The 6893-nt window shown below is 68.4% G+C and carries 7 protein-coding genes and 1 pseudogene; all 8 read right to left on the bottom strand.

Annotated elements, in window-relative coordinates:
* Positions 1 to 333: pseudogene (locus DM816_RS23005) on the bottom strand (hypothetical protein); the annotation flags it as partial.
* An 18-nt stretch (positions 334 to 351) separates the two neighbouring features.
* Complete coding sequence (locus tag DM816_RS23000) at positions 352 to 1119, bottom strand: glycerophosphodiester phosphodiesterase (RefSeq protein WP_117212417.1); 768 nt, start codon at positions 1117 to 1119, stop codon at positions 352 to 354.
* The gene (locus DM816_RS22995) at positions 1100 to 1426 is read right to left on the bottom strand and encodes a rhodanese-like domain-containing protein (RefSeq protein WP_425455264.1); all 327 of its coding nucleotides are present in this window, start codon (positions 1424 to 1426) and stop codon (positions 1100 to 1102) included. Before DM816_RS22995 ends, DM816_RS23000 begins: the two co-directional genes overlap by 20 nt.
* 21 nt (positions 1427 to 1447) lie before the next feature.
* Entirely contained in the window at positions 1448 to 2470 is a 1023-nt protein-coding gene (locus tag DM816_RS22990) for an LCP family protein (RefSeq protein ID WP_117212416.1), read from the bottom strand.
* A gap of 231 nt (positions 2471 to 2701) precedes the next feature.
* The gene (locus tag DM816_RS22985; protein ID WP_117212415.1) at positions 2702 to 3856 is read right to left on the bottom strand and encodes an LCP family protein; all 1155 of its coding nucleotides are present in this window, start codon (positions 3854 to 3856) and stop codon (positions 2702 to 2704) included.
* Between the two features lie 24 nt (positions 3857 to 3880).
* Positions 3881 to 4849, bottom strand: a complete 969-nt coding sequence (locus tag DM816_RS22980; RefSeq protein ID WP_117212414.1) for a UDP-glucuronic acid decarboxylase family protein — start codon at positions 4847 to 4849, stop codon at positions 3881 to 3883.
* Between the two features lie 9 nt (positions 4850 to 4858).
* Positions 4859 to 5494 carry a flavin reductase family protein gene (locus tag DM816_RS22975; RefSeq protein WP_117212413.1) on the bottom strand — a complete coding sequence of 212 codons (636 nt, stop codon included), beginning with the start codon at positions 5492 to 5494 and terminating at the stop codon, positions 4859 to 4861.
* Between the two features lie 64 nt (positions 5495 to 5558).
* Positions 5559 to 6893 carry a dihydrolipoamide acetyltransferase family protein gene (locus DM816_RS22970; protein ID WP_117212412.1) on the bottom strand — a complete coding sequence of 445 codons (1335 nt, stop codon included), beginning with the start codon at positions 6891 to 6893 and terminating at the stop codon, positions 5559 to 5561.

Raw genomic sequence — 6893 nt, 5'->3', positions numbered from 1 at the left:
GGCCCAGCGCGCCTTGCGGTCGACCAGCTGCTGCGCGGCCAGCGGCTCCAGCAGGCCGAGCTCCACCCGATAGGGCGGGGGCGCCGGCCGGGTCAGCGCGGCGACCGACTCCGGTTGCACCGGCCGGCCGAGCGCCCACTGCGCCACCCCGGTCGCCGCGATGACCCGCCCGCCGGTCTGGATGTCACGATCGATCTCGCACACGGCCACACCGACCGCGCCCAGCGCGCGCTCGCCCAGCCGTAGCAGGCGGTCGAGCACGGCCGTGTCTTGGTGAGCATCGTTGATGAGCGCGGTGAGGCTGAAGATCAGCTCTCGGTAGGCGACACTCACAATTCGGCAGTCTTACATCTACGCGCCGAGCCGGGCTACCACTTCTTTGGGCCGATCCGTGATGATCCCATCGACGCCGAGCGAGACCATGAGGTCCACGTCGGCCGGCTCGTTGACGGTCCAGACGAACACCTCGTGCCCGCTGGCCTTGAGCCGGCGCACCACGTCGGGGCGGCGGCGCACGAGCTCCAGCCCCGGCCCCGCGATCCTCGTGCCGAACGGGAGCCGCTTGACCCGCACACCGGGTGGCAGCAGGTCGATCAACTGCACGGTCGGGATGGCGGGCATCAGCTCGCGGCTGCGCCGCACGGCCAGTGGGGAGAACGACATCATGATCACTTGGACCGGGGCCTGCCCGTTGAGCAGGCCGTGCCGGCGCAGCACGACGCGCAGCCGATGCTCGACCGCCGCGCCGAACCGGTTGGGGTGCTTGGTCTCCACGAGCACGCGCAGCGGGCGACCCGCCCCGCGGCACTCCTCCAGCAGCTCGTCGAGCGTGAGCACCGCCGCGGCCTGCCCGCTGGGGTGCCAGCTGCCGAAGTCGAGCTCGCGCAGCTGGCCGAGCGTGTGCAGGGCGAGCGGCCCGCTCCCGCTGCTCGTGCGCTCCAGCCGGCGGTCGTGGAAGCACACCAGGTGGCCGTCCCGCGTGAGCCTGATGTCGCATTCGACCCCGTCGACGCCGGCGGCGAGCGCCGAGCGGTATGCGGCAAGCGTGTGCTCGGGCAGCTCGGCCGAGGCCCCGCGATGCGCGAAGACGAGCGGCCGGCTAGATGATGCTGGGTGCACGGCCGTCGTCCGTGGTCACCGGCTTGCCCGCGGCGGCCCAGCTCATCATGCCGCCGTCCAGGTTGGAGACATTGTCGTAGCCCTGCTGCCGCAGGTAGGCCACCACTTGGCCGGAGCGGCCGCCGACCCGGCACACGACCACGACGTCTCGGTCCTGCGGGACCTCGGCCATGCGCTGCGGGATCTCCATCATGGGCACGTGGACAGCGCCCGGGGCGTGGCCGGCGGCCCATTCATCGTCCTCGCGGACGTCCAGCAGGTATGCGTCGATGGACACATCTTTGACGGTGACAGTAGGAATCTGCACAGTGCCAATTGTGACCACGGATCACAACTGGTGCACCCACTGGGGGTTGAGTGCCACCCACCCTTCGAGCTGTGCGTCACGCAGGGCGTTGAAGAGCTCGGGCGCCTCCGCGTCCATGAGGACGAACGATTCAGCCCCGATCATTTGAGGATATGAGGGTACGGTCACCCCGGTCAGCGCGTGCGGTCGCAGCTTGCGCAGCGCGAGCAGGACATCGGCCACCGAGGCGCCGCCCGTGTCCACGGTCAGCGAGTCGCCCAGGGCCCGGATGAACTGGTCGATCTTCAGCGGGTTGGTGGTGATGCCCCGGCTCAGCGCAGTGGCGAAGATCGCCTTGAGCAGCTGCTGGTTGTGCCGCTGGCGGTCGTAATCGCCGTTTTCGAGTCCATAGCGCTGGCGCGAATAGTCCAGCGCCTCCTCGCCGGTGAACGTGTGGCATCCGACCTCGAAGTATCGCCCGGTGTGGACGGAATCGACCGAGGTGTCCACGCACAGCTGGACCCCGCCGAGCAGGTCGATGATGCGCTCGAACCCGCCGAAGTCCACGACCGCGGCGCCGTCGAATCGCAGGCCCGTCATCTGGGCCAGGGTCGCCGACAGCAACTGGACCCCACCGCTGGCCCCGCCGCCGAAGTGGAACGCCGCGTTGATCTTCTCGCGGCTGCCGTAGAAGTTGGTCGGTTCGAACTGCGGGATGTCCACGAGCAGGTCGCGCGGGATCGACACCAGGTGCGCCGCGTCGCGGGCCCGGTTCACCTGCGCGATGATGATCGTGTCGGAGCGCTGCCCGTCCTCGGGCTCGGTCGGGCGCAGGTCCGAGCCGATGAGCAGGAAGTTCAACGGTTCGTCGGGGTGGCCGAAGTTGCTCGCCTGTTCGGCGCGGGTGTCCCGGGCGCTAGGGTCGAGCAGAATCTCGTGCGTGATGTTGGACTCGTAACGGTGCAGCAGGGTCCGCAGGGCGACGCCCCCGGCACCCGCCAGCAGAATGAGCGTCAAACCCACGCCGAGCAGGACTTTTGGCCAGCGCGCCCCCCGTGCTTGCATGTCCCCAGCTTAGGAACCGTTCTTACCAAATGAAGGCGTTTCGCACGTTTTTTCCGCAGTGGAGAGCCTCGGACCGCTCCGCGGCCGAGCCTCTCCACGCGAACAACGTCAGGTAAGCCGAGCGTGCCGCCCGGTCGGTGTTTCGCCGCTTCGCGGCGAAACGGTTCCGTGTGGTGGGAGCCTTGGACCGCTGCGCGGCCGAGCCTCTCCACGCGAAAGCGAGCGGCTCCGTCAGCGGGGATTGGCGCTCGGGGTGGGGGTGATGTTGGTGCTCGCCCACTCGCCCATCTTGTCGCTGACTATCGCGTTGTACAGGGCGATCGCCTTGGTCCGGTCACTGACCACGACCGACTGCCCGCCGATGGTGTCGGTACCGGATGTGGGGCTTGTCAAGAATGTCAGGTCCTTGCTCCTGATCCCACGGAACTGTATGGCCATGTCGATCAGCTTGAACTCCCTGTCCACCTTGACCGCCTTGCTCATGGCCTGCACGAACGCGTTGAACTTGACCGGGTTGCTGAGCGTCTCGCCGCTGGCCGCCTTGTCGAGCAGCGTCTTGAGCAGCAGCTGCTGGTGGCGCATGCGGGCGAAGTCGCCGTCGGGGAACTGGTAGCGCTGCCGCACGTAGTCGAGCGCCTCAGCCCCGTTGAGGTGCATGGTGCCCTTGGTGAACTTGCGATGCGGCGCGTGGATCGAGGTGATGTCCTTCTCGATCTCCATGTCGACCCCGCCCAGCGCGTCCACGACCTGCTTGAAGCCGCCGAAGTCGATCTGCACCACGTGGTGGATGCGCACGTCGGTGAAGCACTCCACGGTCCGCACAAGCAGCGGCAGGTCGCCCCAGGCGTACGACGCGTTGATCTTCGCGCGACGCGAGCCGCACTCCTTGTCCGTCGCCTTCTGCGGCACCGGCACCCACAGGTCGCGCGGGATCGACACGAGATAGGCCCGATCCTGCGTGGACGGGATGTGCATCAGGATGATCGTGTCGGTGCGCGCGTTGGCCGGGTCGTCGGCCTGCGAATCCGGGTCGGCGTGGTCGGTCCCCACAAGAAGGATGTTTTGCACGCCCGTGACCTTCTCCACCGGACGACCGTTGGTAAGCGAGGAGAACGGGTCCGTGCGCTCAAGGCCACCGTCGACGCCCTTGGCGTAGAGGTACGCGCCAAGCCCGCCGATGCCGCCGCACAGCGCCAAGGCCAGCACAGCGACCAGCGCGATCCGGCCCCATCTGGGCCTTGCGCGGCGCTTTGCGGTTGAACCGTAGGTCACGCCCGTTCCGCGCGGAATGCGCGATGCGTCCTGCGCAGGGACAGAACGTCCCGGAACGGAGGCGCGGCCGGTGGGCCGTTGGTTCTCGGAGCGGGGGCTCTCGGAGGAAGGCATGCGCTCCAGGGTAAAACGCTCTGCCTAGAGGTTCCTGAAGTAATCGATCGTGGCGCGCAATCCTTCGTCAACTCCGACCTGTGGCTCGTAACCCAGCTTCTGCCTGGCCAGGGTCAGATCGGGGCGGCGCCGCTCGGGGTCGTCGGGGGTGCGCGGCAGGAGAACGATCTCGGAACTGGACCCGCTCAGGCCGATAATTTTCTTTGCCAGATCGATGACACTGAACTCATATTCGGTGCCGCAGTTGATCGGCCCGGACTCGGCGGAGTCGAGCAGCAGCACGATCCCGCGCACCAGGTCGTCCACGTAGCAGATGGACCGGGTCTGCTCGCCCGTGCCGTGCACGGTCACCGGCTCGCCGCGCAGCGCCTGCGAGATGAACGTCGGGATGAACCGGCCGTCGTTGGCCCGCATGCGCGGGCCGTAGGTATTGAAGATCCGCACTATCGCCGCGTCGACACCGTAGGTGCGGCGGTAGGCCATGGTCGTCGCCTCGGCGAAGCGCTTGGACTCGTCATAGACACTGCGCACGCCGATGGGATTGACGTTGCCCCAATAGGTTTCGGGCTGCGGGTGCACCAGCGGGTCGCCGTATGCCTCGGAGGTCGAGGCGAGCAGGAAGCGCGCGCTGTCGTGGCGCGCCCGGTCGAGCAGGTGGAACGTTGCCAGCGACCCCACGCGCAGGATCTCGACCGGCAGCAGCCCGAAGTCCACCGGGCTCGCGGGCGAGGCCATGTGCAGGATCGCGTCGAACGGCCCGGACATGGCCGGCTCGGCCGGCAGCCCGTCGGAGATGTCGGCCTTGATCAGGGTGAACAGCGGGTTGCCGGTCAGGTGGGCCACATTGGACTCGGCGCCCGTGATGAAGTTGTCGATCGCCACGACTTCGCAGCCCCGCTCGATGAGCGCATCGACCACGTGCGATGGAACGAACCCCGCACCGCCGGTCACGAGCAAGCGGTGGCCTTCGCCGAAGCGTGGGGTGATGGACATGCGGCTAGCTTAGCGGCCCGCCAAGTGCCCGTATGACCCGCGGTGATGAAGCAGCGGGGGCGCTGGTTCGCCCAGTGTGACGGCCGAGATGGTCGCCTCGATGAGCAGTGCCCAGCCGAATGGGCGGGCGCTGTCGAGCGTGCACCCGGCCCACGTCGTGGCGCTGGCGAGCACCGGGCCGTACCGCGTGCCGGTCCAGGTCTCACCCTGTTTGAACAGCCCGCCGGGGGCCGGCAGGAGCCCCGCGAACCGGTCGGCCAGCTGCTTTTCACCCGGCGTCAGGGGCGTCACGGCGAACACGCGCTCGCGCTCGAGGACGGCCCACAGGTCCGACTCCTCGTCGATCAGGCCGAGCACCCGTCCGGGTGAGCCGTCGGCTACCAGACACGACGAGACGGTGAGGCCCGCCGGGCCGGGTGCCGTCCACAGGGTCACGGTCTGCGCGAGGCGACCCCGCAGCCGGCGCACGTCAGAGCGCGCCGACTCCGGGGTCGCGAACGGATCGCTGCTATGAATCACCGTGTTTCCATGCTCCTGCCAAAGCAGGTGGCGGGCAGTGCCGCCCGGGTGTCGCTGCCTCCCCTTGCGATCTTGAAGCAAAGACCCGCTTTTCCGGGTTGCGGTGTGGCGGCCGAAGGCCGACATCTCCGAGCCGGAATTGCCGGAGCACTTTCAAGATCGCGACGGGAAAACAGCGACGGCGGCATTGCTACATCCACGCAAGCAGTGCCGCTTCGGGGTCGGTCAGGAACTCGCCGACGTCGCGCAGGAACTTCGAGCCGAGCTCGCCGTCGATGATCCGGTGGTCGAACGACAGGCCGAGCGTGGTCACCTGGCGCAGCTTGACCTTGCCCTTGTGCGCCCACGGCTGCTCACGCACGGCACCGAACGCCAAGATGGCCGCCTCGCCCGGGGGCAGGATGGGCGTCCCCGTGTCGACCCCGAACACCCCGACGTTGGTGATCGTGAAGGTGCCGCCGGTCATGTCGGCCGGCGGGGTCTTGCCCGACTTGGCCGTGCCGACGAGGTCGTTCATGGCGTCGGCCAGCTGCCGCAGGGTCAACTCGCCCGCGTCTTTGATGTTGGGGACAATCAGCCCGCGATCGGTGGCCGCGGCCACCCCCAGGTTGACGTAGTCCTTGACGATGATCTCCTCGGTCTTGTCGGACCAGGTCGAGTTGATCATCGGATGCCGTTTGATTCCGAGCAGTACCGCCTTGGCGACCAGCAGGAGCGGCGACACCCGCACGTCGCGCCAGTCGCGCTGGCCCTTCAGCCGGTCGAGCGCCCGCATCGAGCGGGTCATGTCGATGGTCAGGAACTCGGTCACGTGCGGCGCCGTGAACGCCGAGGCGACCATGTTCGCCGCCGTCAGCTTGCGCACGCCCTTGATCGGAATCCTGGTTTCACGTGAACCCGGCACTCTCGCGGGGGCGGGAGCCGGCCTCGTCACACCATCGACCGCGCCCTGCAGATCGTCCCGCGTGATCGAGCCCTGCGGGCCCGTCCCGACCACAGTGGACAGATCTATTCCCAGGTCGCGGGCTAGCTTGCGCACCGGAGGCTTGGCCAGCACCGGCCCGCCGGGCTGGGGCGCCACGGGCTCCTCCACGGGAGCCAGAGGCTCCTTCACGACGGGCGCGGGTGCCTCCACGGCTGGCGCGGGCGCCTCCACAACGGCCGCCGGCGCCGGCGCCGCGCGGACACGCCGCTTGGCAGGCCCGCTCTTGGGCCCATAGCCCACCAGCACGGGCTGGCGCTTGGGCTCCTCGTCGGTGGACTCGGCCGCAGGCGCGGCCCCGCCACCCGTGTCGATCGAAATGATCGGGTCGCCGACGTTGACGACCGTGCCCTCCGGGTGGTGAATTTTGACCACCGTGCCGGCCCACTTGGCGGGGATCTCCACGGCGGCCTTGGCCGTCTCGACCTCCACGATCGGCTGGTTGAGCTCGATGGTGTCGCCCTCGGCGACGAGCCACTTGAGGATTTCGCCCTCGGTCAGGCCTTCACCGAGGTCGGGCAGCGGAAACTGATTGATCGCCAT

Source organism: Allorhizocola rhizosphaerae, assembly GCF_003426775.1.
Lineage (GTDB): Bacteria > Actinomycetota > Actinomycetes > Mycobacteriales > Micromonosporaceae > Allorhizocola > Allorhizocola rhizosphaerae.
Note: the sequence above shows the minus strand (reverse complement) of the source record. Positions and strands in the feature narration are given on the sequence as shown.

Excerpts from the sequence above, each read along its gene's own strand:
- DM816_RS22975 (WP_117212413.1), bottom strand. The coding sequence starts at position 5,494 with ATGTCGGCCTTCGGCCGCCACACCGCAACCCGGAAAAGCGGGTCTTTG.
- DM816_RS22970 (WP_117212412.1), bottom strand. The coding sequence starts at position 6,893 with ATGGCGATCAATCAGTTTCCGCTGCCCGACCTCGGTGAAGGCCTGACC.
- DM816_RS22980 (WP_117212414.1), bottom strand. The coding sequence starts at position 4,849 with ATGTCCATCACCCCACGCTTCGGCGAAGGCCACCGCTTGCTCGTGACC.
- DM816_RS22985 (WP_117212415.1), bottom strand. The coding sequence starts at position 3,856 with ATGCCTTCCTCCGAGAGCCCCCGCTCCGAGAACCAACGGCCCACCGGC.
- DM816_RS22990 (WP_117212416.1), bottom strand. The coding sequence starts at position 2,470 with ATGCAAGCACGGGGGGCGCGCTGGCCAAAAGTCCTGCTCGGCGTGGGT.